This window comes from Alteromonas sp. RW2A1 (assembly GCF_001886475.1).
Lineage (GTDB): Bacteria > Pseudomonadota > Gammaproteobacteria > Enterobacterales > Alteromonadaceae > Alteromonas > Alteromonas hispanica.
The window spans coordinates 442,776-459,559 of record NZ_CP018031.1 but is presented as its reverse complement, the minus strand read 5'-3'; the positions used below and the strand labels follow the sequence as shown (position 1 = coordinate 459,559).

Genomic DNA, 16,784 nt, shown 5'->3' with positions numbered 1-16,784 from the left:
AGTGTAGTTCACGGATGGCAAACTTGGTAATTAATCCGCTGTTTCGTCACTTTTATTCGTGCTGTCGAAAACAACTTCGACGCCATCGACTCGCTGTAGCCCTCTTGGAAGTTTATTGCCTCGTCTTCCGCGCTCTCCGTGATAGTGTGTTAAATCTTGAGCTGACAACGTCATATTGCGTTTACCCGCAATAACTTTAACGGAGGCGTCTTCAGGTACAACGGCAAGTACTTTCACATACTCTTCTCTCGATTGAGACTTTGCCGAAGGAATATTGATAAGCTTGTTGCCTTTCCCCTTGCCTAAACTCGGTAAGTCTCTAAGAGGAAACATAAGCATTCTTCCTTCGTTAGAGATGCTTAAACACATATCTGTCTCTGGGTTAGACACCGGTATTGGCGCTAGAACTTTCGCCGCAACAGGCAAGGATAGGTAGGCTTTACCTGCCTTATTCTTACTTACCATATCTTTGAATGTGCCTACAAATCCATAACCTGCATCTGATCCCACCAAAAATTTACTGTCATCTGATGCCATTATGACGTGCTCAAAGGACTCTCCGCCTACAATATTAAAGCGGCCGGTAAGTGGCTCTCCCTGACTGCGTGCAGACGGTAGGCCGTGAGCATCACACGAAAAAGTTCGTCCAGAAGAATCCATAAATACGGCAGGCTGATTGCTTTTACCTTCTGCACTTCCAAGGTATCCATCGCCGGCTTTATAACTTAAGCTTTCTGCATCAATATCGTGCCCTTTAGCACAGCGGGCCCAGCCTTTTTCGGATAACACCACGGTAATCGACTCGGCGGGTATGAGTTCTTTTTCAGACAGCGCCTTAGCTTCGCCTCGCTCAACAATTGGAGAGCGCCTATCATCGCCATATTTTTCAGCGTCGGCTAAAATCTCTTTCTTAATAAGTGTTTTTAAGCGTCTATCTGAGCCGAGAAGAGTTTGTAACTTATCTCTTTCCGCGGCAAGCTCGTCTTGTTCGCCCTTAATTTTCATTTCTTCGAGCTTAGCAAGGTGACGAAGCTTTAACTCTAAAATTGCTTCAGCTTGCTTATCGCTCAAACCAAAACGGGTCATAAGTTCCGGCTTTGGCTTATCATAGGTACGAATAATTTCTATCACTTCATCAATATTTAAAAAGGCGATGAGTAAGCCTTCTAATATATGCAGTCGAGCCAGAACTTTATCTAGTCGGTATTGCAGTCTGCGGGTAACTGTATCCTTTCGGTACTGCAACCACTCAGATAATATTGTGCGTAAATCTTTAACCTGAGGTCGTCCATCCAACCCAATCATGTTGAGGTTTACGCGATAATTTTTTTCTAAATCTGTAGTCGCAAAAAGGTGCTGCATGAGCTGCATTACATCAATGCGATTAGAGCGCGGCGTAACGACAAGTCGAGTGGGATTTTCATGGTCTGATTCGTCTCGTAAGTCACTCACCATAGGCAGCTTTTTAGCCTGCATCTGCGCAGCTATTTGTTCTAATATTTTAGCACCGGATGCTTGATGCGGCAGTGCGGTGATAACGATATCGCCATTTTCTTCGTGATATACAGCGCGCATTTTAATTGAGCCACGCCCGGTTTCGTAAAGCTTACGGATATCCGATTTGGGCGTTATTATTTCCGCATCCGTGGGATAATCTGGCCCGTTTACATGCTCAAGTACGTCGGTTAAATCTGCCTTGCTATTGTCTAAAAGCATTGCACAGGCTGAGGCTAATTCCCTCACGTTATGAGGAGGGATATCCGTTGCCATTCCTACTGCAATACCTGTTACGCCATTTAACAAAATATGCGGAAGCCGTGCCGGAAGCGTGCTCGGCTCCTCTAAAGTACCATCGAAATTCGGTACCCAGTCCACCGTGCCCTGACCGAGCTCATTCAACAATACTTCGGCAAAGCGAGACAGTTTTGCTTCGGTGTAACGCATGGCAGCAAAAGATTTAGGATCGTCAGGTGCCCCCCAGTTTCCCTGTCCGTCAACCAGTGGATATCGATAAGAAAACGGCTGTGCCATTAGCACCATGGCTTCGTAACAGGCCGAATCACCATGGGGATGAAATTTACCTAGTACATCACCCACGGTTCTGGCTGACTTTTTATACTTTGCGTTTGCACTTAATCCAAGGTCTGACATCGCATAAATAATGCGGCGCTGAACAGGCTTTAACCCATCTGAAATGTGGGGTAATGCTCTATCCATAATTACGTACATGGAATAGTTAAGATAAGCGTCTTCAGTGAAACGTCTCATGGCGAGCTGTTCCACGCCTTCGCTATTAATAATGATCTCGTCACTCATGATAATTTTTTCGTTTTGTTATTAATACCAATGCGCTTGTGGCTGCGAGGTCGCTGTAAAAATTGTGATAGCACGCCTTTTTGAATAAGTACAAGAGCGTTTAATCTCATTGTGAGGTAAACCGACTGTGGGTGCAAACTTTACCAATAGATAGCGCAATAAAAATGCGGCAAAGTAAACTGTGGTAGTGTTATCCACCGTTCTTTGTTATACAAAGAAAACGGTGTTAAATAAAGCGAGTTAGTTTGGGCTGAGATTGTTGCAAACAAAGACCAAACTACCCTAGAATAAAATCAAAAAAGAATAGACGTACATGCCCTTTTCACGCGCTTTGCTTTTGGCTTTCAGCATTTTATGGTCAGTTTTTGCATCTGTTGCCCATGCTCAGCATATAAAGCAACTTTACGATGAAGATAGTACCCTCGACCTTTCAGACTCCTTGTACTATTTGTACGAAACTAATTATCAACTTAGCATTAACGATATCGCGCGCCGGAAGAATGATTTTCTGGTACATCCGAGTAGTAATCCGAACTTTGGTTTTCAAAACAGCGCCGTATGGATTCTTTCGTCAGTCACTAATGTATCAAATACTTCTGACTGGGTTTTTACTATCAACTTTAGCCAGTTAGATAAAGTAGACTTTTATCTTATTCAAAACGGCAAGCTCCTCGCACAAAGCCGTCAGGGCAAAGTTCAGCTAGAACAACAGTTTCGGGTTCCTACCTTACGCGCAAAGATAGACTCAGCGAGTCCAGTGGACTTATACATACGTGTCGAAAGTCAATCATCCAGTATAATTGTGCCTCTTCGCGCGCAGGCTGCGGAACATCATAATCGTTATTTTCAACTCGATAGCTTGTTATGGGGTGTCTTTTACGGAGGGCTGCTGATATTAGCGATTTATAATTTAGTGCTGTATATCGGCGTGCGAGAAAAAAGTGTTTTAGCTTACGTAGGCTACATTTTTGCCGTAATCTTGTGGCAGGTTGTGTGGGGAGGCCATACTCACTTTATCTTTTCCCAAGGTATTCCCGTGTGGCTCGTGGGCCACACCGAACTCATTTTCGTCATTATTGGTATTACCTCAGGCCTATTCACTATTTCTTTTTTAGACAGTGAAAACAATGCGCCTACTTTGCATCCCATTTTACAGCTAATGCTGGTAGCACAAACGCTAATCGGCTTGGTTTGTTTTGCCGATCTTATTCCGCCGATGTGGAAGAATAACCTTGTATACGGCGTTGGTGTAGTATCGATATTAAGCTATGTCGCAGCTGGCTTTGAGGCCTTTTTCAATAAGTTTAAACCCGCGAGATATTTTATTGTCGCCTGGGGGTTATTAGCCACCGGCGCAATCGTTGGTATGCTCAGCTTATTCGGTATTCTTCCCACCAACGACTTTACCACCTACTGTTTTCAGGTTGGCGTATTTCTAGAGTCCAGCTTGTTCTCAATTGCCCTCATGGAAAAAAGTAGAAGTCAGCTTGAGTATGACGTGGAGCAAGCCACAAACGACTTACATAACAATATGGAGTTGATTGAAGAACAGAACGTACGTTTAGATATTGCCCGTAAAGATGCTATCAAGGCCAGCCACGTAAAATCGCAGTTTTTAGCCAATATGAGCCATGAAATTCGAACGCCTCTCAATGCTATTTTGGGTTTTAGTAAAGAGCTCAACAACGCGTCCCTGCCAACCGACCAGCAGGAGCAGGTGAGGATAGTCAATACGGCCGCCGACAGTTTGCTCACCATTGTTAATGATGTGCTCGACTTCTCTAAAATCGAGGCAGGTAAACTGTCGTTAAATAATCAACCCTTTTCACCTAACAAGCTGTTCGAAGAAATGGTCACCATTATGGCTAAGTCTTCTCATAGCAAACGCATTGAGTTTGTATTTGACCTCGCACCTTTGCCAGAAAAGCTGATTGGCGATGTCTTTCGAATAAAGCAAATTCTCAACAACCTACTAAGTAATGCACTTAAATTTACATCCACTGGCAGTATTACCCTTGCTGTGTGCGGGCGTGCGCTAGAGCACGGTCTACACGAAGTCAATATTGAGATTAAAGATACTGGAATTGGCATTAGCCGCCATGATCAGAAAAAGCTTTTCAACGCATTTTCCCAAGTTGATGACGCATTAAATAGAAGCTATCAGGGAACTGGATTAGGACTTGTAATAAGCCGCGAACTCGTTCGTATGATGAACGGTACTCTTACGCTAAAAAGCGCGCTTGGGCAGGGCTCAATATTCAACGTTTCGCTTAAGATGAATCAATTAAGTCAAAAAGTGGCGCCAACGCATCACCCAGATTGGATAGATAAAAAAGTGGTTATTTTCGATCCTATCCCCGCTACGCGAAGAGCTAGCGCCACCATATTAAAAGCCCTTGGCGCTAACATCACAAGTGTGGAATCTCTTGAGTACCTTGGCACATTACAAGGGCAGTACGATTACATTATGGCTGCTGCGCCAGTTAGCAAAGTAGAGAACAGACATGTGCATCTGCGCAAGTTTGTGCAATTCCCTGCTAAAAACAGAGTACTGTGGTACTCAGGTCCTGCCCCCTTTACAAAATATAAAAATCTTAATCAGCATTTTCACTCTCAAATTCGAATGCCGATGACGTTGACTAAGCTTGATACATTAGTGAGCGATCGGGCGTTACCCAACTTCAACCCGCTTAAAGAGCGCGTAGACTCGCTGCCTAAAGCAAAATTGCTTGCAGTAGACGACATGGAAATGAACTTAAAGCTTTTAAATACCTGGCTAGATGATTCGGCAATTTCGCTAACGACCACCATTAGCGGCCAAGACGCCGTAAATAAATGCCAGACACAAGAGTTTGATTTAATCCTCATGGACATTCAAATGCCCGGTATGGACGGTGTGCAAGCTACTCGTGAGATTCGCAAAACAGCAATGAATATGGGCACCCCTATTGTTGCTGTTACAGCACATGCGCTTAAAGAGGAGCGAGAAAGGTTATTAGCCTCAGGAATGGATGATTATCTTCCTAAACCTATTGAAATAGAGTCGTTAATTACACTGATTAAAACTTGGTGCCACGACGTAGAGCCTGGCGAAATTGTGTTTCCGTCTGTGGACTGGCAGCTTGCGTTAAAGCGGGCAAATCAAAACCAATCCACAGCTAAGGAGCTTTTGAACGACTTTGTTACCATGCTGCCAGACACTTTGCGTGTTATTGAGTCACTTCAACAGCAAGATGCAAGAGAAGAGCTTCTTGCCGAAGTTCACAAGCTTCACGGAGCCTGTTGCTACACAGGCTTACCGCGTCTTCAGCATTTAGCGAAGGAATTAGAAATTGCGTTGAAGCTAGAGCAAGCTCACCTTATCGATGAATATTTGCCCGATTTAATCAAAGAGGCGCACAAGATTATATTTGAAAATACTGAGAGCCACTGACCCTAACTCACGATTATTATAATTCGATTCACTGATCTCTGAATTCTAATCGCTACCTTGCGGCTCGCTTCGAGCGTTTTGGCACTGCACAATTAACGCCGCAAAGTCACACGGTTCCCTATCAAGCTCTGAGCTCGCAATGAAAATGTCGTACCCCAAACGCTTTCGCAACTCTACCATGCGATGAGCAAGCATAGCCTTTATCCCAGTAATGGCTGTTCCGTCGTCTAAAACAAAGTGCTTATCGTCAAACATCGACTGCTCGTAGCAGCTCCCCGTAGCGCAATTACTGTCTGAATTGTGCAATAGCAAGGGGCGCTGCTCCATCAACAAGTGCGTAGCTAAGCGTGGAGATATCGTGTTGAGAAAATCGGTATAGCTTTTCAGTTTGAAGCCCACTGTTTCCAGCGCCACGTGGTCGAGACCATGTCGTATTCGCGGGCAATCTGCGCGCTGCAGGTTATCCCAGTCAATTCGCCAGCTTCCCAGTCTATGTCGGTATGTAATGAAGTCTTTAGCGATCTCCAGGCTATAGTTGGGCTCGCGAACTTTAAAAAAACCGATAAGCAAACACACTATGGCTGCGCTTGTTAAAAAAATGCCAGCCAAAAATAACCATTCAGGTAGCAAACTAAGCCACAACGCAGACAATACGAGCCCGACACAGCCTAACACTATACTGGTTAAGCCATTGCTTTTTGACGCGGCTTTAATAAATATGGGTTCTACACTACTGCCAGACATATAAATACACTATCAACATTATAACGGCCCAAAGAACGTAAAGACGGTATCGCCTGCATGTGGCGCAGTCAGTGGTTAACCAACGTTTAACTAACGACTTTTTCTGCATATGCGTCGACACTTCCTACGACAAACTTTTACATCGCACTTTCTATACGCGATTTAAAAATAGATAGTTTACCTTAAACCGCTACGCTGGTTCGCTGCCTGTATTTGTAAGTGAAGCATTTAGTTGACTGCGTTTATGCTGATGGCGTTTAAACGCAGCCACTATAGTAGGCGTAAACACCAGCGACAGCATGACAGAAAAGCCCACGCCCCCCGCTATTACAACAGCAAGTGGTGGCCAAAAACTTCCCTCACTAAACAGTAATAACGGAATAAGCCCACCTACTGTGGTAAATGTAGTAGATAAAATATGACGACTACAGCTCATTGTCTCTTCGACAATGGCTTTGGTATCTCCACACCTCGCCTTAGGGTTTGCATTAATGGCAGCAATCACAACAATAGAGCCGTTTATCGCAACCCCTATAAGACCTGCGCAGCCAAGCAGTGGATTAAACCCTACCGGAAGCCCTGATAACCACAGACTGAACATGCCTAAGCCCACAGATAAAACAGCGACTAAGCCGATAACGCTGGCCATACGTAAGCTGGAGAAAGTAAGAATAAGCGTAGTAATCATAAGTACTAGTAGCACAGGTGCATAAGTTGCCAATTGACCTAACGCTTGCTGCTGCTCATCCGCATCACCCGCGAGATGAATTCGATATCCCTGAGGTAGCGTTAAGTTTTTATCAAGCAACTCTCTTAAGGTATTGCTAGCATCTATGGCCGGAACGCCGGGTAAAAGAAAAGCCTGAATTCGGTTAAGCCGCTCGCCATTTACCCGAGTAATGCTGCTTGTAGCAGGGTTGAGCGATAAGGTTGTTACAGCGGCAAGTGGAGACCACGAAATGGCGTTGTCAGCGGCTACTGGGATCGGCATTGCATCTACCCCCATTACGTCTTGCCTGAACGACTCAGCTAAACGCACTCGTACAGGTATTTCTTCTGTACTTTCAAGTACCGAGCCTCCGGTAATACCGGAGAAGTTTATTTGCATTTGAGCGGCCAAGTCTGCCAACGATATGCCCAGATACGACAGTCTATCGCTGTCTGTATCTATGTTCAGTTCGGGTTCTCCCATGGAGATACTGGCAATAGATTGAGAGATACCGTCAATCTCTGACATCAATGCTCTAACTTGCTCTCCCAGTTCATTCAACGTGTTTAAATCTGGCCCAAAAATTTCAACTTCTACAGGTGCCGCTATAGGCGGGCCTTGCCCAAATGCGCGTACCACTATTTGAATCTCTGGGTACAAATTATCTAGGTCTTGCTGTAGCTTGCCCACTAAGGATGATGCCCCCTCCACCGTGCGGGTTGTCACTACCGCATTAGCGAAGTACGGCATATTATCGCGGGTCATAGTTTGATTATAGTAAACGGAAGGCGCTGAGCCTCCAACCAGCCAGCTCACCTGCTCGACACCATCGTATTGTCTAATCTGCTGATCTACCCTTAAGGCATAAGCGCTTGTGTTATCAATACTGCTGCCCTCTTGTGTCCAAAGGTATACTTCAAATTGGTCTCGGTCGGCACTAGGGAAAAACACATTAGCAAGTTGAGTTGAAAGCGCAAAACCAGACAAACACAAAACGCAGATCGCAGAAATAACTAGCGTGGGTTGCTTTATCCAACGCCCAAGCTGCTTGCTGAATGCGGCAGTTAAATGAGGAGCTTGAATACCCACTTGCCACCAAGAAGACGAGGAGTTTTCTGTTGCCTGTTCGGCGACATTAGTGCCCTCGGCAACTCCATCATTTTTAGGCAAAAAACGTGCGGCTAATGCGGCAATGATAGTGAGCGAGATAAACAGAGATCCAATTAGCGCCATCACCACACTAATCGCAATAGGGCCGATAAAATCACCTATGTTTCCATTGAGCAAAAAGATAGGCATGAAGCCCAACACGGTTGTAAGCGTTGAAGCCAGTAACGGCGCAAACAAATGCGCTACGCTTTTTGCCATCGCCCCCACTCGTGTAAGCTGTGGGTCTTGCAGGTTGATACGTATTTCGTCGGTTATAACAATGGCGTTATCGATTAGCAGGCCAATGGCGATAATCATGCCAAAAATTGACATCTGATGTATTTGCTCGTCATAAAAACTCAACGAAAACAACGCAAACGAAGCGCAAAGCGGCAGCGCTAACCCCACAATCCATGCTGCTCTAAAGCCCATAAACAGTAAGATTACCAGCATGACCACAGCACAGCCCATCAATAAGTTCATCGACAAGTCTGCCAAGCGGGTAGCTGTGTATTCATTTTGTTCAAAGGCAACCGATGCGGTTAACGTGCCATCGAAGTCGCGGTTAAACTGTTCGACTTCTGCTAACGCCTTTTTTGTCCACACGTCAGAGCGCAGAGATGGCTGCATTCGCGCGGCAACAAAAATAGACTCTTTACCGTCTAGAAATGCCAGTTCGCTGCGGGGGGTACTAAAACCGCGGGTGACGCTAGCCACATCTTCCACTCGCAAATAGCGACCACCTTGATTTATAAGGGGGATAGCGGCAATCATATCAACACCACTTAGCCCCTTGCTCACACTAAAACGTAAATTACTCTGCTCGGTATTTAACATTCCGGCAGGCAGTTTAGGGTCGGCGTTTTGTATTCTTGCACTCACTTGCTGAAGGGTAAGCCCCGTTGCCGCAAGCTTTATGGGGTCGATGCTAACGCTGATTTCTTCGTTTGGTTCTCCATACACGCGAACAAGCTCGGTACCGCTTACATTTCGCAGGCGGTCCGTTAACTCTTGAGCAAGTCTTGCTGTCAACGTGATTGGGGTTGTATCGGGGTGCTCAGCACGCAAAGATAACAGCAGAGTAAACGCCGTCGCGCCCCGCTTTTCGTCAAAAATAGGATCGGAAGTGCCTTCGGGAAATAGGGCTGATGCGGCCCCTATAGCGTCTCGTATCTCGCTAAATAACTCTTCGTTACTGCTATTATCAATCCAATCTTGGGTTTCAATGAGAATAATTGATATACCCGCTCGCGAGGTAGATTTAACTTCTTTTATCTCGAATATTTCTCGTAGCCTATCTTCTAACACATCGCTAACAAGTGCCTCAACACGCTCTGCAGAAGCGCCAGGATACTGAGTAATGATAAGTGCGTTTCGAGTGTCAATTCGAGGGTCTTCAATACGTGGCAACGAGCCCAGTGCGGATAATCCGGCAACCAAGATGATCACTAAGCTGAGTACGAGTAAATGCCCTCTGCGATAAAAAAGCGTGTACCAAGGGTAAGCTTTATTGTCATCAAGGCTTGGAGTTTTCATGGCAACATCTCGCCCAGTTCAGCGCTTGCAGTACCAGCTTTAACGCGCTGGCCTGGTGCGAGTTTATGGGTACCGCCGACAACCACCTGCTCTTGCTCTTTTAGCGCACCTCGCACAAATGCTTTGCTTCCATCTGTATAAACTACGTCTACTACTCGAGCCTGAAGGGTACCAACACCATTGTCACCACCCTGATTGTCTAAAACGAGCACGCGCCACAGCCCCCTTAAACCGTTACTTAATGCTGAAACAGGAAGCCATGCTCCTTGCTCGGTATGAATGCGGGAGCCAGACAGAATAGCCATATCGCCAGGTCGCACCTGCGTATTACTGCTCAAGTCTACAAGAATATCGACGGTACGAGTTTGTACATTTCTTACGGCGAGACGCTGACTGACCGTTCCCTGCACATCGCTCTCTCCCACCTGCATTGTTACAGATTCACCAATCTCAAACTGATCCACAATATCAGCAGGCACTGCAAATCTCGCTTGATATTTATCGTTACTGGTAACGCCAATGACCGCCATACCGGCATTAATCACACTCCCTTCATCAAAAAGACGGCTATCTACCTGTCCATCGAACGGTGCATAAAGAATAGCTCTATCAAGTGCGACATTCATTGAATTTAACGATGCACTTATTTCGTTTACTCTTGCAGCGGCTACGTTTAACGCCGCTTGAGTTTCATCGAGTCGCTGTGCTGACTCTAATTTTTTTTTGACTAAGGATTGAGTTCTATCATTGTTTATCTTAGCTAAATTTAAATCAGCTTTTACCCTTTCTAAAGAAGCGCTTAATTCTTTTTGCTGTGCAACAAGGCGCTGTGTATCTAAACGAGCTAGGACATCCCCCTTAGACACTGTGTCACCTTCTTCTACCAGCACCTCTGTCACTTCTCCACTCGAGTCGAAGGACAACAGGGTCGACTTAGGAGACTCAATTAAACCGAAAACATTGATAGGAGTTTCAAATTGTTGGCGCATTTCTACCTTGGTTAGTACAACGGATACTGGTTCGCGTTGACCCATGGTTTGCGTTGCGTTGCCCTGCCCTGCTGCCATTAAGAGAGCAACGAGAGAGGCTATGAAGACCATTATTGCAATGTACAGAGGCATCTTATTTTCGTTAGACGCCGTATCAGTAGTGCTCATGCTTATATTCCTACCTGCAGTGATAACCTTCAAAATGATGAAATGTCATGCTAATATATAAATACTAGACCGTCCAGTATGATAATTAATTCTTTGCCTGGGCGTGGTTGGATCATCAAGCGAGGGTTGTAGTGTCGCAACAAAAGAAACAGGGAAGGCCTAAAAGTGAAGAAAAGTCTCGGCAAATACTTATAGCCGCTTCACAACTCTTTTTAGAAGAAGGTTTTGCCAAAACATCGATGGATAACGTAGCTAAGGCATCTGGCGTATCTAAGCAAACGGTATATTCGCACTTTGAAAACAAAGATGTACTGTTCCAAGCTGCCATCTCTTCCAAATGCCGATCTTATCAACTTGATACCGATGAACTGTGTGAGCTGCCACTTACTTCTGCTAGTTTTGAAGAGTGTTTAATTAAAATTGGTGTTCAATTTGTTCGCTTAATTCAAGACCCACAAACCATCGGTATTTTCAGAGTGATTATTGCCGAAGCAGTAAATAACCCTCATGTGGCTTCGCTGTTTTATCAAGCTGGACCGCAAGCGTCGCTAGATGCCTTGGGGCAACTTATTTTCAAACTAAGTGAAGACCCTCAGACAGGACAAAATGACTTAACGAAAGCGCGAGCTAATCAATTAGCCCTAGATTATTGTGCGCTGTTAAAAGGCGAATTCCATACCCTGCTATTGTGTGGTTTACACTCTCCCATGACCGACGCACAAACCTATCAGTATGCAAAACAGGCGGCAGAGAAAATATCAGTTTTGTTCACTTACTTTACTCATCAAGAGAGCAGTTAACACTCGCCAGTAACTCCCCCTGTGTCACACTGACAGCTAAGTGAAGAGTGAATACATTCGGCGCATTACATTCCGGTTTTAGCGGTCAAATTAAGCGCCGTTGGAGGATTACTTATTGGGCAGTTTGTTATACACTAGCGCCGTTTTCGTTGATGATTGAGTGGCTCATGTCTAACTTTACCGGTAACCATATTCTTTCGGTTAATCAATTCGATCGCGAGGCCATTGAGAAAATATTCTCAGTCGCCGATTCTATGCAACCCTATGCCAGACGAGAAAAGCGAACTGCAGTTTTAGAGGGCGCGATTCTGGGAAATCTCTTCTTTGAACCAAGCACGCGTACCCGAGTCAGTTTCGGTACAGCTTTCAACCTGTTAGGTGGTGAAGTAAGAGAAACCACTGGAATGTCTAGCTCTGCACTCGCTAAAGGGGAGTCGCTCTACGACACGGCCAGAGTACTCAGCGGTTATTCAGACATCATTGCCATGCGTCATCCTGCCGCAGGTTCTGTAGCTGAGTTTGCCGAGGGCAGTCGGGTGCCGGTTATAAATGGCGGCGACGGTGCCAACGAGCACCCCACACAAGCCCTGCTGGATTTGTTCACCATTAAACGAGAGTTAGAATACAACAAACAGGGAATAGACGGGCTTCATATCGCTATGATTGGCGATCTGCGCTACGGACGAACGGTGCACTCTCTTTCTCGATTATTATGTTTATTTAACAACGTGCGCTTTACCCTTATATCTCCCAGAGAATTGGCGATGCCACAGCCCGTTATTGATGCCATTGAAAACGCAGGCCATAAACTTACCATTACCGATACCCTTGAAGGCAATATGGACGCCGACATTTGCTATCAAACGCGCATTCAAGAAGAGCGCTTCCCGTCGCAAGATGAAGCAAACAAATATCGAGGCAAGTTTAGATTAAACCAATCAATTTACACACGACACTTTCAATCGAAGACCGTCATTATGCATCCACTTCCGCGGGATTCGCGTATGGAAGCAAACGAGCTGGATAACGATTTAAACCTTAATCCAAACCTAGCCATTTTTCGTCAAACCGATAACGGTGTGCTGGTGAGAATGGCTTTATTTGCTCTCACCCTTGGTGTAGAGCATCTGGTCACGAAATACGAGCGTGACGTTGTTTGGTACAGCAATAAGAGTAAGTAATTACATGACAAAATCTGAAACACTATTTACCCGAGCACAAAAAACCATACCAGGTGGTGTTAACTCCCCCGTGCGCGCTTTTAAAGCTGTAGGCGGCACGCCTCGCTTCATTACAAAAGCAGACGGCGCGTATATGTGGGATGTAGACGGTAAACAGTACATCGACTACATTCAGTCATGGGGACCAATGGTTTTAGGTCACAATAACCCCAAAATACGAGAAGCTGTAATTGAGGCGTCGTATAGCGGTCTATCATTCGGTGCGCCAACAGAGGCCGAAGTTATCATGGCCGAAACCGTGAGCAAGCTCGTGCCCTCCATGGAAATGGTGCGCATGGTAAACTCGGGTACCGAAGCAACTATGTCTGCCATTCGACTAGCCCGTGGCTATACCGGACGCAACAAAATTGTGAAATTTGAAGGCTGCTACCACGGCCATGCCGATTCGTTGCTTGTTAAAGCTGGCTCAGGTGCGCTGACACTCGGAGTTCCAAGCTCTCCCGGCGTTCCAGCCAATGTTGCCGAGCATACACTTACCGTTGAATATAATAATGTGGATTCAGTGAAAGAAGTGTTTGCTGAACATGGCAATGACATCGCTTGTATCATAGTAGAGCCAGTAGCGGGTAACATGAACTGTATTCCTCCTGTAGAAGGCTTTCTTGAAGGTTTACGTGCGGTATGTGACGAGTACGAAAGTGTCCTAATTTTTGACGAAGTGATGACCGGCTTTCGCGTTTCGCGCGGCGGTGCTCAAGAGCGTTATGGGGTTAAACCAGACCTTACTTGCTTAGGCAAAGTTATCGGTGGCGGTATGCCTGTGGGCTGCTTTGGCGGTAGAAAAGACATTATCACGCATATCGCGCCAACGGGGCCGGTTTACCAAGCAGGAACGCTTTCAGGTAACCCAGTTGCTATGGCAGCAGGCCTAGCTGCTATGGAGCAACTGCAGCAACCAAACCTATATGACTCTATCTTTGAGAACACTCAAGCACTGGTGGATGGTATGCAGGCGTTAGCTGACAAACATAATATTAGTCTAACTACTAATGTTGCTGGAAGCATGTTTGGGATATTCTTTACCGACGTTGAGAAAGTGACAAATTACAAACAGGCGATAAACTGCAATACCGAGCAGTTTAACAAGTTTTATCACGGTATGCTGAACGAAGGGGTTTATTTAGCCCCGGCTTCTTATGAAGCGGGCTTTGTTTCAAAGGCGCATGACGCTGACGTGATTGCAAAAACCCTCGAAGCCGCTGATAGAGTTTTTGCCACTCTGTAAGCTATTAGCGCTTTGTCAGTGCTTTAATAGCATGAGTTTACAAGGGCGAAGCCTTGCAAATTAATAGAGGGTACTTCAACGAAGTACCCTTTTTTGATTGTTCTGCGTTAAGAGTTTTTGTTTATGAGCTTTTCTTAAACCTCATATCTCAACTATTGTTCACTTGAATTAGACGGCTTAATACGTTTACTCTTTATACGCACATTTAGGAATACATGTCGAGCCTGACTGCTCGTTTAACTTTTTCTTCTGCACCTGAAGAAACGACTTAAAGTAAGAATAGCTAATGTTTTCGATGGAATGGTTGTTAGGAATAGGGATTGCTGTACTTCTTGTATACAGCATTGTCATTACTGTCCTACTTATTAAACGCAGTCGTCGTTTTGCTCGACGAGTAGCCCAGTTTAAAAAGAATAGACGCAGTGCAGATTATGGCGTTGAAAAAGAACTTCTTTTCCAGCGGGCAGCAGACGAAGCCCTGAGACTTAATCAAACCTTCCAGAAGTTTGTCCCAAAACAATTTGTCGAGCATATGGCTAACACCGATGTTGATAACCTCGGTTTAGGCTACGCCTCAGAAAACGAAGTAGCCATTATGTTTTGTGACATTAGAGGGTTTACAGGCTTTTCTGAGCGCATTACACCACAAGAGTTAATGAATTTTTTGAATTCATACTTTACCCGCATGAACGACCCTATTCATCAAAACAGTGGTTTTATCGATAAATTCATGGGCGATGGCATTATGGCGCTATTTGATCACCCAGGAGGCACAGCTCGGGATAAGGCAATAGACTCATTAAATGCGGCGTTAGATTTAAGAAAAGCGCTCACTATCTATAATGGCCACAGAAAAAATAGTAACTATGCCCCAGTAAACATGGGTATTGGCATACACTTTGGTGCAGTTATTATGGGTACGGTAGGCTCTGATGACCGAATGGACACAACGGTTATCGGAGATAGCGTTAATATTGCATCACGCTTAGAGGCGTTAACGCCTAAATACCATGCGGATATCATTGTCAGTGCTCAAGTTCTTCAAACCCTAGGCGCAGGTTATCCTATTAAAACTCGACTGCTCGACTGGGTTCGCGTTAAAGGCCGCCAAGCGCCTATTGAAATTTATGAAGTACTTAGCCATCTACCCGAAAGTGAGCAGCAAGAAAGACTGGCTGTTCAATCTAAAATTGCAGCTGGTTTAGCATGTAGAATTAATAAGCAGTGGGACGAAGCCATTGCCTACTTCGAGACTGCACTTGCTGTTAATCCGAATGACACTCTTGCTCACCATCATATTGATGTATGTCGTATTTATCGCAATGTTGATCTCGACGATGACTGGGACGGAGCACTAGTACTTCAATAAAGGGCTTAAGTGCTGTCTGTTGAAAGAGTCGCTTGCGCTTTAATAAAATTTACCGAAGGCGCAAAAAATGCAGCCCCTGTCTCTGCGCTTGTGAAGTCCAACCACCTATCGTAATCGCCTTCTCCATTACCGTATATTTGACTCTGTAACATGTGCTTAAACGGGCGGGCGCTTGCGCTGCAGCAAACTGACAATAAACCTTGCGAAGCCATATCTCCATAGGGCATGCCTTGTTTCATCAGCCTTGGCTCGTCTCCATCTGCGGTTGAACTGACTGCTCGCGCACAATGGGATGAAGCAGACTGCTCTACACTAGGTAAATTATGCTGCTGGGTTGTTCCCATAACCTGTTCTTTTTGACGTTCAGATAAACTATTCCAGCGTCTGAGATCGTGTCTGTACCGCTGTACATGCAAATAGCTTCCGCCTTGGAAATCTGGGTCATCGTCTTCGCTGATAACAGCAACTTTTCGACGAGTCATCCCTCTTGGGTTATCGGTAGCATAGAGAAAACCGTTCAAATCCCGTCCGTCTAGGTAACGAAAACCGCGTATTTGCTCTACCAACTCAACATGAATACGCAATAAATCCATCACTTCAATACCCACAGCGTGACAAATATCCAGCCTATCTGCTCGTATTTGAATAAACAGATCGCAAGGGGTGGTGGGCGCGCTACGATCTTCACATTGCATATCTGGAAAAGGCGCAAGTTCCACAGGTATTAAACCTGGATACACGTCGGCCCAATAACTTGTTCCCACAGCGATAACACCGGTAACCATGGCTTCATAGTGCTCATTTTCAAAGTGCTCGAAAATATCTAGCACTCTGGCTAATTTGGCTCTAACAGCTTCGCTGTCGTCATCGACAACGTTGAGCATTAAATATTGCGCATGCAAATTTGGCTCTGCACATATGCCTTTTTGTGGTTGTGTCATTGCTGCTCTTGTTATTATTTATCAGTCTTTTTAAAACTACTCACGGGTTATAACTAATCACGGGGTGATAGCAACATGCGTGCTCAACTGTGCTGACAGGTTCTCGGCTTTATTCACCGTTAAACACCGTTATTCATAAATAACCGGCAAAACACAGTAACGCC

General features: G+C 45.2%; 10 protein-coding genes. 5 read left to right on the top strand and 5 right to left on the bottom strand.

Annotation, left to right across the window (positions count from 1 at the left end; all coding sequences use genetic code 11):
* Positions 1 to 30: 30 nt before the first annotated feature.
* Positions 31 to 2,316: a DNA topoisomerase IV subunit A gene (gene parC / locus BM528_RS02045; RefSeq protein ID WP_071978445.1), complete on the bottom strand. Its 2,286-nt coding sequence runs from the start codon at positions 2,314 to 2,316 to the stop codon at positions 31 to 33.
* Positions 2,317 to 2,629: 313 nt separating this feature from the next.
* Between parC and BM528_RS02040 the strand changes: the two genes are divergently transcribed.
* Positions 2,630 to 5,749 (top strand): hybrid sensor histidine kinase/response regulator, encoded by a 3,120-nt coding sequence (locus BM528_RS02040; protein ID WP_071978444.1) that lies wholly within the window; start codon positions 2,630 to 2,632, stop codon positions 5,747 to 5,749.
* A 45-nt stretch (positions 5,750 to 5,794) separates the two neighbouring features.
* Here BM528_RS02040 and BM528_RS02035 read toward each other — a convergent pair whose 3' ends face one another.
* The 3 genes from BM528_RS02035 to BM528_RS02025 all read right to left on the bottom strand — a co-directional run bounded on the left by BM528_RS02035 (position 5,795) and on the right by BM528_RS02025 (position 11,044).
* The gene (locus BM528_RS02035) at positions 5,795 to 6,493 is read right to left on the bottom strand and encodes a DUF2982 domain-containing protein (RefSeq protein WP_071978443.1); all 699 of its coding nucleotides are present in this window, start codon (positions 6,491 to 6,493) and stop codon (positions 5,795 to 5,797) included.
* A gap of 190 nt (positions 6,494 to 6,683) precedes the next feature.
* Complete coding sequence (locus tag BM528_RS02030; protein ID WP_071978442.1) at positions 6,684 to 9,887, bottom strand: efflux RND transporter permease subunit; 3,204 nt, start codon at positions 9,885 to 9,887, stop codon at positions 6,684 to 6,686.
* Positions 9,884 to 11,044: an efflux RND transporter periplasmic adaptor subunit gene (locus BM528_RS02025; RefSeq protein ID WP_071978441.1), complete on the bottom strand. Its 1,161-nt coding sequence runs from the start codon at positions 11,042 to 11,044 to the stop codon at positions 9,884 to 9,886. The genes BM528_RS02030 and BM528_RS02025 overlap by 4 nt, the downstream gene beginning before the upstream one ends.
* Positions 11,045 to 11,175: 131 nt before the next feature.
* On the opposite strand from BM528_RS02025, the gene BM528_RS02020 reads away from it, so the two are divergent.
* The 4 genes from BM528_RS02020 (at position 11,176) to BM528_RS02005 (ending at position 15,679) form a co-directional block, all read left to right on the top strand.
* The gene (locus BM528_RS02020; RefSeq protein WP_071978440.1) at positions 11,176 to 11,844 is read left to right on the top strand and encodes a TetR/AcrR family transcriptional regulator; all 669 of its coding nucleotides are present in this window, start codon (positions 11,176 to 11,178) and stop codon (positions 11,842 to 11,844) included.
* Positions 11,845 to 12,011: 167 nt separating this feature from the next.
* Entirely contained in the window at positions 12,012 to 13,025 is a 1,014-nt protein-coding gene (locus BM528_RS02015) for an aspartate carbamoyltransferase (protein ID WP_071981106.1), read from the top strand.
* Between the two features lie 4 nt (positions 13,026 to 13,029).
* Positions 13,030 to 14,310 carry a glutamate-1-semialdehyde 2,1-aminomutase gene (gene hemL, locus BM528_RS02010; protein ID WP_071978439.1) on the top strand — a complete coding sequence of 427 codons (1,281 nt, stop codon included), beginning with the start codon at positions 13,030 to 13,032 and terminating at the stop codon, positions 14,308 to 14,310.
* Between the two features lie 286 nt (positions 14,311 to 14,596).
* Positions 14,597 to 15,679 carry an adenylate/guanylate cyclase domain-containing protein gene (locus BM528_RS02005; protein ID WP_442855896.1) on the top strand — a complete coding sequence of 361 codons (1,083 nt, stop codon included), beginning with the start codon at positions 14,597 to 14,599 and terminating at the stop codon, positions 15,677 to 15,679.
* 5 nt (positions 15,680 to 15,684) lie between these two features.
* Here BM528_RS02005 and BM528_RS02000 read toward each other — a convergent pair whose 3' ends face one another.
* Positions 15,685 to 16,620 (bottom strand): Dyp-type peroxidase, encoded by a 936-nt coding sequence (locus tag BM528_RS02000; RefSeq protein ID WP_071978438.1) that lies wholly within the window; start codon positions 16,618 to 16,620, stop codon positions 15,685 to 15,687.
* Positions 16,621 to 16,784: the final 164 nt, after the last annotated feature.